Consider the following 17,651-nt stretch of genomic DNA (forward strand, 5'->3'; position numbering starts at 1 on the left):
TACATAGGTTTTGTAAGGGGTTACAAACCAAATTGCCAAATGAGTAATATTATTTTAAATTTTTGAGAAATGATTAACAATATACTATAATGAAAGTGTAAAAGCATTCAGGTAAGGAGGAATAGTTAATGAGTTACGATACATTACCCGCAAGCTCAGGAAAGCATAATTTACAAGACTACGAAAAAGAAAGAGAGAACTTTAACTGGGAACAGGTAGAAGAAGCCTTCACTTGGAGCAAGACTGGAAAGGTTAACTTGGCATACGAAGCAATTGATCGCCATGCTGAGAGTGAAAGAAAAAATAAAGTAGCCTTATATTTTTCTGATTCTTCAAGGAATGAAAAATACACTTTCCATGAAATGAAAAAATTAACCAATAAGGCAGCGAATGTTCTAAAGAGCGCTGCAGATGTGGAAAAGGGTGATCGGGTGTTCATATTTATGCCTAGATCCCCGGAGCTTTATGCTGTCCTATTAGGTACGGTTAAGCTCGGTGCTATTGCTGGGCCCCTATTTGAAGCATTCATGGAAAATGCGGTGAGAGACCGTCTGGAAGATAGTGAAGCAAAGGTTCTTGTTACAACGCCTGACCTTATCGACCGTGTCCCTTATGAAGACCTGCCTCATCTTAAGCATATTGTTCTGGTAGGGGATGATGTGAAGGAGGAAGGGCGCTTTATTAATTATTATAAATGGATGGAAGAGGCCAGCACGAATCTTGATATAGAGTGGGTAGATAGAGAAGACGGGTTTATTCTCCACTATACATCCGGTTCAACAGGCAAGCCAAAAGGAGTGCTCCATGTCCATAACGCGATGATCCAGCATTACCAGACAGGCAAGTGGGTCCTCGATTTACAAGAGGATGATGTCTATTGGTGCACCGCGGACCCAGGCTGGGTAACGGGAACGTCATATGGTATATTTGCGCCTTGGCTTAATGGTGCATCCAATGTTATTCGGGGCGGGCGCTTCAGTCCGGAGGATTGGTACCAAACAATCGAAGACTACGGCGTTTCGGTGTGGTATAGTGCTCCGACCGCTTTCAGGATGCTCATGGGTGCGGGAGAAGAACTTGTTGAGAAGTATGATCTGTCAAGTCTAAGACATGTCTTGAGTGTCGGTGAACCGCTTAATCCCGAAGTGGTTAAGTGGGGTTATAAAGTCTTTCAAAAACGGATTCATGATAACTGGTGGATGACGGAGACAGGTGCTCAGGTCATCAGCAATTACCCGACACTGCCGTTAAAACCTGGTTCAATGGGGAAACCGCTTCCTGGCATTCAAGCGGCGATTATTGACGATCAAGGCAATGAGGTTGAACCGAATACCATGGGCAACCTTGCCATTAAAAAAGGCTGGCCATCCATGATGAGAGCGATTTGGAACCGTGACGAAAAATATCAATCTTATTTTACATCTGGCGGCTGGTACGTCTCAGGAGATTCAGCTTATATGGATGAGGATGGCTACTTCTGGTTCCAAGGCAGAATTGATGATGTGATCATGACGAGCGGCGAGCGGGTCGGGCCATTTGAGGTTGAAAGCAAGCTTGTCGAACATCCAGCTGTCGCCGAAGCAGGGGTTATAGGCATTCCTGATCCTATCAGAGGCGAAATCATTAAGGCCTTTATTGCCCTGCGTGACGGTTATGATGAAAATGATGATTTGAAGGAAGAGATTCGGACTTTCGTGAAGAAGGGTTTGGCTGCTCATTCAGCACCGCGTCAAATTGAGTTCCGTGATAAGCTGCCGAAAACAAGAAGCGGGAAAATCATGCGCCGTGTTTTAAAGGCATGGGAATTGGATCTTCCTACGGGTGATTTATCAACTATGGAAGATTAAACAATATATTAAAAGAACCCCCTTTGAGGGGGTTCTTTTGAATTAATTTTCCGGTTTTTTCTTTTTATCCGCCGGCTTATGTTTATTCGGCTTTTCTTTAGGCTTGGTCCTGTTATTAGGCTTAGGCTTTTCCTCAGGCTTCTTCCTTTGTTTAGCCTTAGGCTGCTCCTTAGGTATTGGAGCACGCGGATTAAGCGTTCCCCATAGCTCGTCAGTCATACCGCTTTCATCGAGGTACGGATAATGGGACTTGATAAATGACTTCCTCAATGTCACACCAGAGCCGTTTTGCACAAGAGCATGACCGTTACGTGATGGTGCATATTTTTCATTAAATAGATCCGTTTTTACGAAACCGGCCCTTTGGCATAAATTGGTCACGTTTTGACCGCTGATGCCGCAGAATGTTCTTTGGACGATCCCCGCAGGCATATGGAACCGCTCAGCAGGGTCCATCAGATTGGGTTTAATATCATAGGCAGCATTTGCAAATCTAGCCCATAATTGCTGGGTATGCCTCGAATATAGATCATGATTCAATGTATATTTCTTGTCATAGCCAGTCCAAATGCCCATAGTCACATTTGGATTGGTGGCGACGAACCACGAATCACGCCAATCCTGTGATGTTCCGGTTTTACCTGCCCAATCCGTTGAAAACTTCAAATAGGAGGACAAGCTTCTGGCTGTTCCGCCATGGATGACATCCCGCATCATATCAAGCATAAGGTAGGCCGTTTGCGGCGAATAGACATGGACTGGCTTCACTTTATGCTGATAAATGACATTGCCGTTTTTGTCAACAATTTTATTTATCATAAAAGCATCAATGAAATTGCCATCGTTGGCAAAGGTGGTATAAGCATTGGTATTTTCCTCCACCGTAACACCTCTTGTCAGACCACCGAGCGCTGTCGACAAATTGTGCATGTCGGAATTAAACAGAGATGTAAAGCCCATCTTCTTAAGATTCTGGGCCGGTTTCCCACTGGCCGGATGTAACTTGGTATAGAGACGGACCGCAGGGACATTGTGCGATTCTGCCAGCGCTCTGCGCGCGGTTTCGAAGCCGTGGTATCGTCCCCCGTAGTTGTGTGGTTCATAAAAATCGCCCGAGCTGTTAATATAGCGTTTATACGGCAAATCAGCAACAATTTCCCCGGGCTGGATTACACCTTTCTCCAATGCCGGAGCATAGACGAGCAGCGGCTTCATTGTCGAGCCGTTTTGCCGTTTGGTTTGGGTCGCATGGTTAACTTGGGAAAGCTTAAAGTCCCTGCCGCCGACAAAACTGATGATTTCACCCGTGTCATTCTTGATGAGAACGGCACCAAGCTCCATAGGATGGTGGACCTTTTTCTTTTTGCCTGTTTTCGGATCTGTTACGATCTCAATTTTATCAGGCTCATAATTGGAATAGTTATTCTCCGCTTTCTGCATCGCATCATAAATCTTTTTATTTACCGTTGTATAAATTTTATAGCCCTTAACCCGTAATTGATTATCGGCGTTTTTGAGCAGCTCATTGAAGAGATCGTACTGATCCTTAAGCTTGCTATAGTTAAAGCCTCTGGCCTTGGTAATCTCTTTAATGCTTCTATGATGGCGATCTGTCTTGGCCAAGTAATCCATTTTCTTATAGGTACGATAGTCTTTGTATACTTGTTCACCGTTCAATCCTTGCTGCTTCGCGTCAAGCTTGGCCAGAATAATTTTGGATCGGTTCTCGACTTCATTCGTAAGATAAGGATACTCCTCCATTGGACTCTGTTTTGGTTTGGCGAAATGTTTCTTATAATCATAGGCTAAGGCTTTTTCATATTGACCTTTATTAATATAACCCGCAACAAGCATTCTTTTTAATACAAAATGAGCTCTGGCAACCCCTGATGAAATATCCTTTTTTACACCGCCATGATTTTCAAATGGCGTATAGGAAAAAGGATTCTTTGGCATGCCGGCAAGAAAAGCTGCCTGGGGCAGGTTAAGATCCTTAGGTGCCACGCCAAACACACCATGCGCTGCGGCACTGATTCCGGCGATGTTTTGGCCAGACGCATTCCTGCCAAATGGCACAACATTCAGATACGCTTCTAATATATTATTTTTGCTGAAGAAGTTTTCGACCCTTAGTGACAGAAGTATCTCTTTTGCTTTTCTCTCGAAGGACACCTCATTGGTTAATATTTGGTTTTTTACGAGCTGCTGGGTCAGCGTACTGCCGCCGGTTACAATCGGCTGGTGAGTCAGTTCTTGAAATGCGGCCCGAAATACTGCTTTAGGGACAACACCTTCATGCTCATAAAAGAGTTCATCCTCTGTGGAAAGCAGGGCATGGATCAGCGTAGGCGAGACTTTGTCTAGACTGATATTTGTTCTGGTTAAATCTGAACGAAGCTTACCGAGCGGCACATTTCCGGAAAAAAAGAGCTCACTCGTCTCCGAATAGTGATAGATATCTTTTTTTAGCGTTTCATAATTTAATACAGGCTGATCTTTTACAAGGGAGGCAAAGTAGCCCGCTGCTATACCGCCCGCGAAGAAGGTCCCGACAAAACAAACAGACACAATAATTAGGAATGAATTCCAAATGACTTTGGACCCGAACCGCGCGGAGCGTAGTACCCCTTTCTCAGTCAGCCATGACGCTGTTTTTTCAAAGAATGTCTTTATATCTTTTGGCTGAAAAGCCATGACACCCCTCCTCGTACACCTTTAGTAAACGATGCTAGTATGTAAGAACTATTATGATCTGGTCATAATAGAAGCTCTTTTTATCTTATCTTAAAACGAATATCTTGCAAGTCTTAGCATGGAAAAAACGACAAATTCTGCAGAATTTAATGTGGATGTAAAGAAAACTTGGCTTATCGCCAAGCCCTTAATGGCGAATGCCTTAGTTGCTCTTATACTTTAATCCGCTTTTTCGCTTTAGCGAACTTAATTATTCTTAAAAAAGAAAGAAAAAAAGTCCGGACGATATAATCGACCGGACAGCTTTTCGCGTTCAATTAACGAGAGTAGAATTCGACAATAAGCGCTTCAGTAATTTCAGCAGGAAGTTCGGAACGTTCAGGAAGTCTGTTGTAAGTACCCTCTAACTTATCTTCGTCGAACGTAACATATTCGGGAACAAAGCTGTTTACTTCAATCGCTTCTTTAATGATGTCAAGGTTGCGGGATTTCTCTCTCACACCAATGACATCGCCGGTTGACACGCGGTAAGATGGAATATCTACGCGGCCCCCGTTAACTGTAATATGGCCATGGTTAACAAGCTGACGTGACTGACGGCGTGTACGGGCAAGACCAAGGCGATAAACAAGGTTATCTAGACGTGATTCAAGAAGAATCATGAAGTTTTCACCGTGTACACCTTTCATTTTGCCTGCGTCGTCGAATGTGCGGCGGAATTGTCTTTCGTTAAGACCGTACATAAAACGAAGCTTTTGCTTCTCTTGTTGTTGCAAACCGTATTCAGACAGTTTCTTGCGTTGGTTTGGACCGTGTTCACCTGGAGCATAAGGGCGTTTTTCCAGTTCTTTACCCGTTCCGCTCAAGGATATGCCGTAGCGGCGTGATTTCTTCCAAGATGGACCAGTATAGCGAGCCATGATGACTCCTCCTTTGTCATTTTAAAGTTGCATAAAATGACAGATCCAACTCATTCATCTATGAAGTCATTATGTTTTCATGCACCCTCACTCGGCAGTGAAGAGTTACGCGATGCACCTCAAGGTTATGAGGAACATAATAAAGAGGGTATCTTCATAGGTCAGTTGGGCACTGCCTCATTTTACACAAAGAACATTATAGCTTCTTTTATTAGATCATGTCAAGAAGCTATTGCTGTTTAAAGGTATTTTGTCAGGGTCTCTGCAAATTTTTCTAAATAAAGCTGATCTGTTTCAGTAAACCGGTCTGTTGTCGGACTGTCAATATCCAAGACACCAAGGACCGTGCCATTTTTTATTATGGGAACAACAATTTCCGACTGTGAAGCCGAATCGCAGGCGATATGACCAGGAAATTGATTAACATCAGCAACCCGCATCGTTCGATTTTCACTTGCCGCTGTCCCGCATACACCCTTCCCATTCGGAATGCGAACGCATGCAGGCAAACCTTGAAATGGTCCAAGAACAAGTTGGTTGCCTTCAGTGAGATAGAAACCGACCCAATTAATATTGTCTAGAAATTGATTGAGCAGTGCGGAAGCGTTAGCCAAATTTGTCACCTGATTTGGCTCATCTTCAATGAGCGCTTTTAGCTGTTTGATGACAAGCTCGTAATTTTCTTCCAGTGTTCCGGTATAAGTATTGACAGAAAACATCATAATTCCCCCGATTTCCTATTTAAATAATAATATTTTATCAAAATGTGCAGAAACTTTCAGCTGATTTGTCGAGCGATTTATAAAGGTGAGTCTCATTTGTCCTCGAATGTCTAATAATATAGAAACTATAATGAGGTGATCGTATGGTTCAAAAAAGCAAGGGACAACAGACTAAGGAAGAAGTGATCACGTCAGCGGTAAAGTTGTTCAACATGAATGGTTACAGCGGAACCTCAATTCGGGCGATTGCAAAAGAAGCGGGTGTGAATATTGCTTTGGTTTCCTATTATTTTGGCGGCAAAAGCGGTCTGCTTGAGCATTTGATGTCCACTTTTTTGGAGGGTTATATTCAGACGCTGGAGGAAGCCTTCCAGGAAACAGACTTAGAAAAGGAAAAAATTAGCGGCAGGTTAATGAAAATTGCTGACCGTCTAATTGCATATCAACAGGATTGCTTTTATTTATCACGGTTTGTTCATAGGGAAATGACGCTTGATACGGTCTTGGTCAGAGAGCTAATGGCAACTTATTTAATGAAGGAGAAGTATCTTTTGGAGAAAATTTTCCTTGAAGCCGCAAAAAGGCGCCAAATAAGGAAAATCCCGGTCGATTTGCTTGTAATGCAATATAGGGACATGATTATTATGCCATTCCTGCAGCCTCAATATATTCGAAAGGTCTTTTTCTTACAGCCGAACGATGGATATTTTAGGCGGTCGTATCTCAAGTTTATTGAGCATTGGGTCGGACAGATCTTGAAAAGTCATGATCATTACCGGGTGAATGTGCTGCCGCATGCAAGAGCATACTAATTTGATCGCAACATGAAGAACCCCTGTTAACCAGCGGGGGGTTTCTTTAGTTAATCAGAAAGTATAACTTTCTGACGCACATAAGTGCAACTACGCCTCTGTCTTCGCCAAAGGCTCGCCAATCGGCGAGTTTTCTTTATGGCCAAATGTCTAAAAGAAAAGCATAAATTAATTTAGTCAAAAAGTGTAATCCATGGTATCATTATAATTGCGTAAATGATTGTTTTTCGTCGCTTTTTGTATTACTTTTAAGACTATACATATCTAGAATATAGATTTAATAGTATTTTAACTTATTATAGCGATTGTCACGTGGGAGAATGGGGGAACTTCCAAATGCTTTATGTCATTATAGCACTCATTTTATTACTCATTCTAATTATAGGTTATGGGACGTGGATGAGGAAGAAAGTATACAGTCAAATTGATCGATATGAATCGTGGAAAATAGATATTACGAACCGTCCGGTTACAGAAGAAATTGCCAGGGTAAAAGAGCTCAAAATGGTTGGAGAGACAGAAAAGAAGTTTGAAACATGGCGATCCGACTGGGATGAAATCGTAACGAGCGAACTGCCCGCTGTCGAAGAAAAATTATTTGATGCAGAAGAAGCAGCCGACAAATACCGCTTTCGAAAGGCGGGGCATATCCTTTCGCAACTGGAAACCAACCTGAACAGCGCTGAAGAACGGATTGCCCAAATGCTGAATGATCTTCATGAAGTTGTGGACAGTGAACACCAAAATCGGACCGACATTGTTGAAATTAAAGAGGTCTACCATCAAACCAAAAAGGATATGATTACAAAACAAAGCCAATTTAAAAACACCGTGCCTTATCTTGAAAAAACGATTCATGATATTGAACTGGGATTTAAAGAATATGAAAACGAAACAGAAAATGGCAACTATATTAAAGCAAGAGAAGTGTTAATTTATATTAAAAATCAGCTGGAATCGATCAGGGATAAAATGGAAACCATTCCCAAGTTATATAAGGATTTGCACAATAAACTGCCCGATCAATTGAAGGAACTCCGTGAAGGCTACTATGAGATGAGCGGACAAGGTTATGTCCTGCGCCACCTTCAAGTGGAGGAGCAGGTGGATGAAATGGAGAAACAGCTGATTGTTTTAGATGAAGCTATGGAGCACTCAGAGTTTGGTGAAGCGGCAGAAAGTGTTGCCATGATGCATCAACAAGTGGATTGGTTATATGAACATATGGAAAAAGAGGTCGGAGCGAGAAGACAGCTTCTTGAGACGGCCCCGGCTATCGAGCAAGATTTAGCGATCGTCCGAAAAAAAGTGACTGAACTCGATGATGAGACAAAAATTGTTCAGCAGAGCTACCGCATTGAATCAGAGGATCTTAAGGTGCAATATGATATTGGAAGAGCATTTGAAAAATTGGAAAGAGACTTTTCCGAAGTTGATGATGTTTTCAGAGAAAAGACAGAAGCGTTCAGTATCGTTCTAGAAAAATTGGAGGATATGCGCCACGACATAAATGCTTTGCGGGATTCTGCCGACGAATTCAAGGAACGCATGACAACACTAAGAAAAGATGAACTAATGGCAAAAGAGACACTGCAAAAACTCCGCCAAAAATTGCAGGATTCTCGAAGGATTGTCCAAAAAAGCAATTTGCCTGGTATCCCTTATTCTTATGCAACAATCTTGGAGGAAGCACAAGATCTTCTTTCAGAAGTTAACAATAAGCTTGAACAAAAACCGTTAGAAATGTCGTCGGTCTTACAGGTCCTAGATGATGCCGACGAAAAGGTTGGAAATGTTTGCGAAAAAACAAATGGTCTTGTTGATGATGCGGAGCTTGCTGAACAGCTTATACAATACGGCAATCGTTACCGCAGCGGCAATCCAGAGATTAATGACGAACTCAAGCGTGCTGAAGAATATTTTAGAAGTTATAATTTTAGCGAAGCGGTTGAAATTGCGGCAGCGGCAGTTCAAAAGGTAGAACCCGATATTTTTAAAAAAATCGAACTTTATGCTGCTGAATGATAAATGGCGAGGCTCCTAGATACAAAGGGAGTCTTTCTTATTGACTATGTAGATAATAAGGATATAAAGGAGAAAAGCAATGATATACCTTGATAATAGCGCGACAACCAAGCCTTATCCTGAGGCGCTTGAAACATTTAATATTGTATCCAACCAGTTTTTTGCCAACCCGTCATCGATTCACGGATTAGGTGGTCTGTCAGAAGAAATGCTGAAGCGCTCAAGAACCCAGGCGGCAGAGCTTCTCGGCGTCAAGCCAAGTGAGATAACTTTTACATCCGGTGGAACAGAAGGGAACAATTTGGCAATTAAAGGTGTTGCACTTTCATACAGCCAAAGGGGAAAGCATATCATCACAACCGAAATTGAACATGCTGCCACTTATAATGCCTTCAAACAGCTGGAGAACGCCGGCTTTGAAGTCACCTATTTACCAGTTAATCATAAAGGCAGAGTAAATCTTGAAGACTTGAAGAAAGCATGCAGAAAAGATACGATATTAATTTCAATTATACATGTCAATAACGAAGTCGGAACTGTTCAGCCGCTGCAAGAGATTGGTGAGTGGCTTAAGGAGCAGCGGGCGACACTTTTCCATGTTGATCATGTTCAGGGGATTGGCAAGGTGCCTTTGAACCTGAAAGAATACGGTATAGATTTGTGCACCATTTCCGGCCATAAATTTCATGGCCCAAAGGGGACGGGGCTGCTGTTTGTCAGAGGCGGTGTCTCGTTGTCTCCATTGTTCTCAGGGGGAAGCCAAGAACTTAATCGAAGAGCGGGAACAGAAAACCTGCCTGGTATTGCAGCGATGGTCAAAGCCCTTAGAATCAATTTGGAGACGTCTAAGAGACATCTTGATGACCTCAAATGCCTAAAAAATAAGATGATCAGATCCTTCGAAACCAATGATGATCTGATCATTCATACACCTGCTGAGTTCTCTGCGCCACATATTATTAATGTCACTATTAAGGGCATTAAAGCAGAGGTCCTTGTCCATGCCCTGGAAGAGGATGATATCTACGTGTCAACCAAATCCGCCTGCTCCTCAAGAGAGGGCGGAGCAAGCAGAGTGCTTTTAGCCATGGGTATTCCAGAAGATGAAGCAGCACATGCTATTAGGATCAGTTTATCTCTTGAAAATACCAGTGATGAGATTGACAGGTTTTTAGACATTTTTAATAAAAAAATAAACGAATTGAAAAGTGTAATGGGGTGATTTGTTTGATCTATGATTACTTAATCATCAGATTCGGTGAGCTGTCTTTAAAAGGTAAAAATAAACGGCGGTTTATATATAAATTAGATGAAACGGTGAGAGAAAAACTAAGGCCGTTTCCCAACTTAAAGATAAAAAAGCATTTTGATAATATCGACATTCAATTGAACGGGGAATCATATCAAGAGGTTGCCGAGGTTCTTACCAAAATATTCGGCATCCACCTCATCCGGCCCGCTTTGAAGGTTGAAAACAATATTGAAAGCATAAAAGAAAAAGCACTGGAGATTATTCAAAACGAACCTAATGTCAGAACGTTTAAGATTTCTGCAAAGCGGAAGAACAAAAGATTTCCTGTTAAATCTAATGAATTAAATCACGTTCTTGGCGGACACATCTTAACAAATACCGAGAATATTACCGTTGATGTTCATCATCCCGATCTTGATCTGAGAGTTGAAGTTATGGACCACGAAACAAGAATTTACGGGAAAGAATATCGGGGGGCAGGCGGATTGCCTGTTGGTACTGCTGGAAGAGTCTTGCTTATGCTATCAGGCGGAATTGACAGCCCAGTAGCAGGCTACCTTCTTCTAAAACGCGGTGTAACAATTGAAGCTGTCCATTTTCACAGCCCGCCTTATACAAATGACCGTGCCAGACAAAAGGTCATTGATCTGGCTGAAAAGCTCCAAGACTTCGGGGGCAAGGTAAAGCTGCATATTGTGCCATTTACGAATGTCCAAATCGCCATTAGAGATAAAATGCCGGAAAATTACAGCATGACGATTATGCGGCGAATGATGATGCGCATAACCGAAAAATTAGCTGAAAAAAGAAATGCTCTCGCTATCGGGACCGGTGAGAGCCTAGGGCAGGTGGCAAGTCAAACACTTGACAGTATGAATACAATTAATGAGGTGACAAATTTACCGGTTCTGCGGCCATTATTGTCAATGGACAAGATAGAAATCATGGCGATAGCAAATAGAATCGAAACGTATGATATTTCCATCCGTCCTTATGAAGATTGCTGCACTATTTTTCTCCCTGCTGCGCCCAAAACTAAGCCAAACCGGAAAAATGCCAATAAATTCGAGCAGTATCTCCCAATTGATGACCTAATTGAAGAAGCCATCTCGGGGGTTGAGACAATTGAAATTGGAAAGCATAATGATAAGGATTTTATCGATCAATTACTTTAAATTTAAAGAGTCTGCGGCAGAAATGCTGCAGACTCTTTGTAACTTTTGGATAGATCATAAGTTATTCGTCTAAGTAAGATTTTTATCGTACTGTGGTCCAGCTATTCGGGTATTTGAGAGGTTATTTGCGTGGATTTTGAGCAAATAGCGGAAACTGAGTCCTATAACTTTTCAATGGCTAGGATCCCCCTTTTTAATGTAACAAAAAAGAAATAATTACCAAGAAATAAATGAATGAGAAAACTCATTAAAGCAGATTCTAAAGACACAAGGAGGTGAGATAAATGGCTGACAACAATAGCAATCAAATTCTTGTCCCTGGTGCTGAACAAGCACTTAACCAAATGAAAATGGAAATCGCTCAGGAGTTCGGCGTACAACTTGGTGCTGACACGACTTCTCGCGCCAACGGTTCTGTTGGTGGTGAAATCACTAAGCGTCTTGTTGCGACTGCACAACAACAATTCGGTGGACGTCAAGCATAATAACAATTTTATAATTAATGGCTTAAAAAGAGCGGCAATCAGCCGCTCTTTTCAAATTCTATGGAATAATTTTATAATCAAAAGTTACGCCGTAAATCTTCAAAATATTGATAGTATTTTATATAATAGAGGTATATTGAAACAATTGGGGGGATCATCGTGGAAAATTTAATCGCACCTGAGAAATATAATTTGACTAAAGAAATTGAAAAACACGCGGCGGATCCAAGGAAACTGGCTTTAATATGTGAGAATCACGACGGAAATAAAGCATCCATTACATATACAGATCTTATTGAAAAAGCGAATCAACTGGCCAATGGATTGATTGCAAAAGGCATGCAAAAAGGTGACCGTATTCTAATAATGATGCCAAGGGATCTTGACACATATGCGGTTTATATTGCAGCGCTAAAAGCGGGGCTAGTGGTGATCCCATGTTCCGAGATGCTGCGGCCGAAAGATTTGAATTATCGCATTCACCATGCTGAAGCAAAGGCCGTGGTCGTTCACCATTCATTAGTTGATAGGATTGCTAAAGATGATGAAGCCTGCTTAGCGCTTAAGATCAGCTCCCAGCCCGTCAAACAACAAGGATGGTTATCGATTGGCACCTTAGTCCTGGACCAATCCGAGAACTTTAAGGCAGCTGACACATCTCGTGATGATATGGCTTTCATATCGTATACCTCAGGCACAACAGGGCAGCCTAAGGGCGTGGTCCATACACACGGCTGGGCATATGCTCACTTAAGAACAGCATCATCAAGCTGGTTAGGTATTGAAAATGATGATGTCGTTTGGGCAACAGCAGGACCTGGCTGGCAAAAGTGGATTTGGAGTCCATTTATCTCAACATTGGGATCGGGTGCAACGGGCTTTCTTTATCAAGGACCTTTTGATCCAAATGATTATTTGCAGCTTTTGGAAAGAAACAATATAAACGTGTTATGCTGTACCCCGACAGAATATCGCTTAATGGCCAAGGTCGATGATTTATCATCCTATAATTTAGAAAAGCTTCGAAGTGCTGTGTCAGCTGGTGAACCGTTGAACCGAGAAGTAATTGAAACCTTCAAGCGAGTATTTGGTGTTGAGGTCCGGGACGGTTACGGTCAAACAGAAAATACATTGCTTGTCGGAACAACGAAGGATATGGCCGGCAAACCGGGGTCTATGGGCAAACCAACACCCGGAAATTTAGTGGAGATTATTACCGAAGAAGGTGATGCAGCCGACGTTGGGCAGCCAGGAGATATTGCTGTACATAGAAGTACACCGGCACTTTTTAAAGAATATTATAAGGACCCGGAAAGAACAGCTGCAGCATTTAGAGGAGACTATTATGTTACCGGGGATAAGGCATCAAAGGATAAAGACGGCTATTTTTGGTTTGAAGGACGTTCTGACGATATCATCATCAGCTCAGGTTATACAATTGGACCCTTCGAGGTGGAGGATGCACTTGTCAAACACCCTAAGGTAAAGGAATGTGCGGTGATCGCGGTTCCGGATGAAATTCGCGGACATGTCGTTAAAGCCTATGTGATCTTGAGAAAAAATGATGATGCCATGGACGAAGCTCTAGTAAAGGAGCTTCAGGATCATGTCAAAAAGCTGACAGCGCCATATAAATACCCCAGAAGAATTGAATTTGTGGACGATCTTCCAAAAACAACGTCAGGAAAAATCCGCAGGGTAGAGCTTCGCCAAAAAGAAGCGCAGAACTAAAGGTTACTCTATTTTTTAATTATATGGAACGATGAAATGCCGATAATGTATCGGCATTTCATTTAACATTGGGGGAGTGACGATAGCATGGGAACATTATGGATCGGCCATATTCGAACGATGCAGGACGAGAATGATACCGCTGAAGCCATTTTTGTGGAAAATGGCATTATCCAAATGACGGGGACGGAAAAAGAGATACGGCACCGTTATAATAGTGAGATTGTTGATGTCATTAACGTTGGTAAAAACACCATTTATCCCGGTTTCGTTGACAGCCATCTTCATATACTTGCTTACGGCTTAAAGTTAACAAGGCTTGACCTTTCGCATGTAAAGTCTTCTGAACAAATGAAGGACCGGCTGTTGGAGCGGGTCCATGAAACACCTCCGGGAAAATGGGTTTTTGCTGAAGGATGGAATGAGAATAATTTTATTGACCGCAAAATTTTCCATAGGAGGGAATTAGATACAATAGCACCACACAATCCAATGATGCTGACAAGAATATGCAGGCATGCAGTATTGGCGAATTCGTTAGCGCTTGCCGCCGCAGGTATTGATGAAAATACCCTAGATCCTCCCGGAGGGGTTATTGTCAGGGACGAAAAAGGTGTGCCCACAGGGCTTTTACTTGATCAAGCCCAGTTTTTGCTGGATTGTGCCGTCCCGGAGTTGTCTGATGATGAGCTTGACCGGATTTGTGAGATCGCTCTTGACCACCTTATTTCATTGGGTTGTGTGGGAGGTCATAGTGAAGATTTAAATAGTTATGGCGGGTTTAAACGCACGTTTGACACTTATCAGCGTGTCCTTAACCAAACAAACCGCCGTTTCCGCTTAAATCTTCTGGTTCATCATGGGGTTATCGATGATATGCATGAAGAAGGCTATCATGCAGGTGAAGAAATTGGTGATATCCAGTTCGGAGCGATGAAAATATTTTCAGATGGTGCCTTTGGCGGCAGAACGGCTTTGCTGAGACAGCCATACAATGATGCCCCGGAAACGAATGGGGTGGCAATCCATCAACCCGATGATTTAAAGGCATTGGTAGCCAAAGCCCGCAACTTTAATATGCCAGTCGCCATTCATGCCATTGGTGATTTGGCAACTGATTATGCTGTGTCAGCTATTGAAGCTTATCCCCCGCCAAGCGGATTAAGGGATCGGCTCATTCATGGCCAGCTTGTCCCGGTTGACCTAAGGCATAGGATCAAACAACTCCCGGCCATTATAGATATCCAGCCATTGTTCGTCACATCAGATTTCCCATGGGTAATGGAAAGGCTTGGCGAGTCAAGGATGTGGGATGCTTATGCATGGAAGACGCTGATTGAGGATGGACTAATATGTGCGGGCGGTTCAGATGCGCCAATTGAATATGCAAGCCCTTTATTGGGGATACATGCCGCTGTTACCCGTGTCACAGGATACAATGATCAAACAGCCTATTATCCGGGCCAGAAACTGAGTGTTTTTCAGGCGATTGAATTATATACAATGGGCAGCGCCCATGCGATTGGCAAAGAAAATGCAACTGGAAAAATTGCACCTGGTTATCAAGCGGATTTTACTGTGCTTACCAAAGACTTATTTGCCATCCAACCCGAGGCTTTTTTATCTGCCAGAGTATTTATGACGGTTGTCGATAACCAAATTGTGTATAAGAAAGACGTTTGAAGTGTGATATCTTCAAACGTCTTATTGAGTTAAACAGCGTATAAGTGCTCCTCCACTTCGTTTTGTCGCAAGGCAGCAAAGAAGTGTAGCAAGCAGTAGCCTTTCTGACGCACATAAGTGCACTGGCTAAAGACGTAACATCCTGTTACAACGCCAGTACTAGCACGTCCTGTGCGTCGCAACTAAGCCTCTGTCTTCGCCAAAGGCTCGCCAATCGGCAAGTTTTCTTTAAATTACAAGAAACTTCTTTGCACCTTATGCCAGAATGAGTTGTCTTTTAACTTTACGGTCTTTATTCTGCGATCAGGGAGTGTGATTTTAATTTCCTTGTTTGAGCGGATGCTGTATGCCTCATTGTCCAGACCGATAATCGGGTAATTATTGATGTTTTCTTTTATTTTAAGAGTAAGCTCCCGTTCTTGATTAAGTACAAAAGCAGAACCTAGTGTCCGGTAATAATTATTATTGAGGGAAGCCAGCTCACTGACTTGAAGACAAGGGATTTTTGGATCGATAACAGCCCCATTAACTGACTTGTTGTAACCAGAGCTGCCGGTAGGTGTTGATATGATCATACCGTCACCTTTAAATGTTTCGAAATGCAAATTATCAATATATACCTCTATCGAAAAAACCTTTATTGTCGATGTTCTGATCGAGCATTCATTGAGGCAATAAAGTCTTGTATCCCCATCAATCTCCACTTGAATAATAGGATATTTTCTGACTTCAATTTGTTCATTTCTGATTGCCTCAAGCATGTCCTTATGTGCATTAATATTAAAATCACAATAAAATCCTAACTGGCCTGTACTGATTCCTAAGTACAGGCAGTCATCCCTAAAGCCGGTTTTGCGGACAGCCTGCAAAAAGGCGCCGTCCCCGCCGATACTTGTAATAATGTTTGCTTCCGCAGGATCATTAACAAGATGAAAGTCTTGGCTTTCGGCAAACGCCTTCAGTTCTTCGACTTGAGGATGCAATTTTTTTGTATTTTTGTAAAAAAAATAAAGTTTATTCCGTGCTTCCATTATGTGCCTCCTTAAAATTCGCCTATTGTTAGTATAACCTACCTGTATGTTTAATTTTAATGAACTAGGTGATAATGTAAATATTTGAAAGGACCTGAGTGATTTTCTATGATATTGTTCATTGTGATTGGCATTATAACATTTATCGTGATTATAATCCTGTTTTTGTGGTTCTTTGGTTTTCTTAACGTAGAATTTAACGGCTGTTTTTCAGTAAATAACTCAGAGTTGGAAATTAAAGTGAAACTTTGGTTTATTACCCTATTAAAGCTGCGTGTTCCTGAAATGGATTTCAATATGATCCCATTTAAAGCCTCAATGGAAGCAGAGTTGCCAATTTCCGATGAAGAAATAAAAATAGAGCAAAATGATTTTGGAAAGTGGTTCCATCAATTGGAAGATTCTTTTAACCTTATAAGAAATTTTCTAAAGGAAAAAGAAAGCTTCTTAAAGGTGTTTAAATTAAAAAGGTTATCTTGGGTGACGACAGTAGGTGGCGGCGAAGCCCATATTACAGCGGTTTTATCAGGCATGATTTGGGCTGTAAAGTCAAATATTCTACGAATGATCAGCCAATGGTTTGTTTTAAAAGAACAACCCAAATTACATGTCAATCCGCTGTTTCAAGCCTCTTATGCCGAAACGAGAGTGTCATGCATGATATCCTTCCGAATGGGGCAGGCTATCATCGCAGGATATCGGTTCGCGAAATATTGGAAAAGGAGGCAACAAACATCATGTCAGAACATCCAATACAAGGCTTGATGAAAACCGCTTTAGAAAGCCTTCAAGAAATGACAGATGTCAATACAATTATAGGGGATCCAATAGAAACACCTGATGGCAATGTGATTCTAACTGTCTCAAAAGTAGGATTTGGATTTGCGGCTGGGGGAAGTGAATTTAATCCTAGCGATCAGGGGTCAGGGAGTGACCAGTCATCAGGAGAAGAGAGTGATTCGGGTTCGGGTCTTCCATTTGGCGGAGGAAGCGGCGGCGGTGTGTCCATAACACCTATCGCCTTTCTAATTGTTGGTCCTTCGGGAATCCGGACGATTCATCTTGACAACAGTACCCATTTATATGAAAAACTGTTGGATTTAGCGCCTCAGGCTGTTGATAAAATTCAGTCAATGATAATGAAAAGGTCTGGCCAAAGACAAGGCCAAGGTCAAGATTCCCAATCTAAAGAATCTCACAAGCCAAGCCGCGGAATAATAAGACAAAGAAAGAGCCAATCTGAGCAGCAAGATAATACTTTTGAATAGGAAAAA

Annotated in this window: 14 protein-coding genes; 10 read left to right on the top strand and 4 right to left on the bottom strand. The window is 42.1% G+C overall.

Annotated elements, in window-relative coordinates; translation table 11 throughout:
- Positions 1-128: 128 nt before the first annotated feature.
- Positions 129-1,847 carry an acetate--CoA ligase gene (gene acsA / locus EV207_RS00080; RefSeq protein WP_132742568.1) on the top strand — a complete coding sequence of 573 codons (1,719 nt, stop codon included), beginning with the start codon at positions 129-131 and terminating at the stop codon, positions 1,845-1,847.
- A 42-nt stretch (positions 1,848-1,889) separates the two neighbouring features.
- On the opposite strand, the gene EV207_RS23330 is transcribed toward acsA, so the two are convergent.
- The 3 genes from EV207_RS23330 to EV207_RS00095 all read right to left on the bottom strand — a co-directional run bounded on the left by EV207_RS23330 (position 1,890) and on the right by EV207_RS00095 (position 6,180).
- Entirely contained in the window at positions 1,890-4,541 is a 2,652-nt protein-coding gene (locus EV207_RS23330) for a transglycosylase domain-containing protein (protein ID WP_243646893.1), read from the bottom strand.
- A 317-nt stretch (positions 4,542-4,858) separates the two neighbouring features.
- Entirely contained in the window at positions 4,859-5,461 is a 603-nt protein-coding gene (gene rpsD / locus EV207_RS00090; protein ID WP_132742569.1) for a 30S ribosomal protein S4, read from the bottom strand.
- Positions 5,462-5,700: 239 nt separating this feature from the next.
- Complete coding sequence (locus tag EV207_RS00095; protein ID WP_132742958.1) at positions 5,701-6,180, bottom strand: GAF domain-containing protein; 480 nt, start codon at positions 6,178-6,180, stop codon at positions 5,701-5,703.
- Between the two features lie 146 nt (positions 6,181-6,326).
- Between EV207_RS00095 and refZ the strand changes: the two genes are divergently transcribed.
- The 7 genes from refZ to EV207_RS00130 all read left to right on the top strand — a co-directional run bounded on the left by refZ (position 6,327) and on the right by EV207_RS00130 (position 15,346).
- Positions 6,327-6,995: a forespore capture DNA-binding protein RefZ gene (gene refZ / locus EV207_RS00100; protein WP_132742570.1), complete on the top strand. Its 669-nt coding sequence runs from the start codon at positions 6,327-6,329 to the stop codon at positions 6,993-6,995.
- A gap of 336 nt (positions 6,996-7,331) precedes the next feature.
- Positions 7,332-9,020: a septation ring formation regulator EzrA gene (gene ezrA, locus EV207_RS00105; RefSeq protein ID WP_132742571.1), complete on the top strand. Its 1,689-nt coding sequence runs from the start codon at positions 7,332-7,334 to the stop codon at positions 9,018-9,020.
- Between the two features lie 79 nt (positions 9,021-9,099).
- Positions 9,100-10,242: a cysteine desulfurase family protein gene (locus EV207_RS00110; RefSeq protein ID WP_132742572.1), complete on the top strand. Its 1,143-nt coding sequence runs from the start codon at positions 9,100-9,102 to the stop codon at positions 10,240-10,242.
- 5 nt (positions 10,243-10,247) lie between these two features.
- Complete coding sequence (gene thiI, locus EV207_RS00115) at positions 10,248-11,447, top strand: tRNA uracil 4-sulfurtransferase ThiI (RefSeq protein WP_132742573.1); 1,200 nt, start codon at positions 10,248-10,250, stop codon at positions 11,445-11,447.
- 284 nt (positions 11,448-11,731) lie between these two features.
- Positions 11,732-11,932, top strand: coding sequence for an alpha/beta-type small acid-soluble spore protein (locus tag EV207_RS00120; protein WP_132742574.1), 201 nt, complete (start codon positions 11,732-11,734; stop codon positions 11,930-11,932).
- A gap of 159 nt (positions 11,933-12,091) precedes the next feature.
- Complete coding sequence (mbcS, locus tag EV207_RS00125) at positions 12,092-13,663, top strand: acyl-CoA synthetase MbcS (RefSeq protein WP_424511329.1); 1,572 nt, start codon at positions 12,092-12,094, stop codon at positions 13,661-13,663.
- Positions 13,664-13,750: 87 nt separating this feature from the next.
- Positions 13,751-15,346, top strand: a complete 1,596-nt coding sequence (locus EV207_RS00130; protein ID WP_132742576.1) for an amidohydrolase — start codon at positions 13,751-13,753, stop codon at positions 15,344-15,346.
- A gap of 233 nt (positions 15,347-15,579) precedes the next feature.
- Here EV207_RS00130 and EV207_RS00135 read toward each other — a convergent pair whose 3' ends face one another.
- Positions 15,580-16,377 (bottom strand): NAD kinase, encoded by a 798-nt coding sequence (locus EV207_RS00135; protein ID WP_207902895.1) that lies wholly within the window; start codon positions 16,375-16,377, stop codon positions 15,580-15,582.
- A gap of 108 nt (positions 16,378-16,485) precedes the next feature.
- Here EV207_RS00135 and EV207_RS00140 point away from each other — a divergent pair, with 108 nt between their 5' ends.
- Positions 16,486-17,142: a DUF2953 domain-containing protein gene (locus tag EV207_RS00140; RefSeq protein WP_132742578.1), complete on the top strand. Its 657-nt coding sequence runs from the start codon at positions 16,486-16,488 to the stop codon at positions 17,140-17,142.
- Positions 17,115-17,645 (top strand): GerW family sporulation protein, encoded by a 531-nt coding sequence (ytfJ, locus tag EV207_RS00145; protein ID WP_132742579.1) that lies wholly within the window; start codon positions 17,115-17,117, stop codon positions 17,643-17,645. Before EV207_RS00140 ends, ytfJ begins: the two co-directional genes overlap by 28 nt.
- Positions 17,646-17,651: the final 6 nt, after the last annotated feature.

Source organism: Scopulibacillus darangshiensis (assembly GCF_004341035.1).
Lineage (GTDB): Bacteria > Bacillota > Bacilli > Bacillales > Sporolactobacillaceae > Scopulibacillus > Scopulibacillus darangshiensis.

Excerpts from the sequence above, each read along its gene's own strand:
- EV207_RS00095 (WP_132742958.1), bottom strand. The coding sequence starts at position 6,180 with ATGTTTTCTGTCAATACTTATACCGGAACACTGGAAGAAAATTACGAG.
- EV207_RS00110 (WP_132742572.1), top strand. The coding sequence starts at position 9,100 with ATGATATACCTTGATAATAGCGCGACAACCAAGCCTTATCCTGAGGCG.
- EV207_RS00135 (WP_207902895.1), bottom strand. The coding sequence starts at position 16,377 with ATGGAAGCACGGAATAAACTTTATTTTTTTTACAAAAATACAAAAAAA.
- ytfJ (WP_132742579.1), top strand. The coding sequence starts at position 17,115 with ATGTCAGAACATCCAATACAAGGCTTGATGAAAACCGCTTTAGAAAGC.
- refZ (WP_132742570.1), top strand. The coding sequence starts at position 6,327 with ATGGTTCAAAAAAGCAAGGGACAACAGACTAAGGAAGAAGTGATCACG.
- ezrA (WP_132742571.1), top strand. The coding sequence starts at position 7,332 with ATGCTTTATGTCATTATAGCACTCATTTTATTACTCATTCTAATTATA.
- acsA (WP_132742568.1), top strand. The coding sequence starts at position 129 with ATGAGTTACGATACATTACCCGCAAGCTCAGGAAAGCATAATTTACAA.
- rpsD (WP_132742569.1), bottom strand. The coding sequence starts at position 5,461 with ATGGCTCGCTATACTGGTCCATCTTGGAAGAAATCACGCCGCTACGGC.
- EV207_RS00130 (WP_132742576.1), top strand. The coding sequence starts at position 13,751 with ATGGGAACATTATGGATCGGCCATATTCGAACGATGCAGGACGAGAAT.
- EV207_RS00120 (WP_132742574.1), top strand. The coding sequence starts at position 11,732 with ATGGCTGACAACAATAGCAATCAAATTCTTGTCCCTGGTGCTGAACAA.
- EV207_RS00140 (WP_132742578.1), top strand. The coding sequence starts at position 16,486 with ATGATATTGTTCATTGTGATTGGCATTATAACATTTATCGTGATTATA.
- EV207_RS23330 (WP_243646893.1), bottom strand. The coding sequence starts at position 4,541 with ATGGCTTTTCAGCCAAAAGATATAAAGACATTCTTTGAAAAAACAGCG.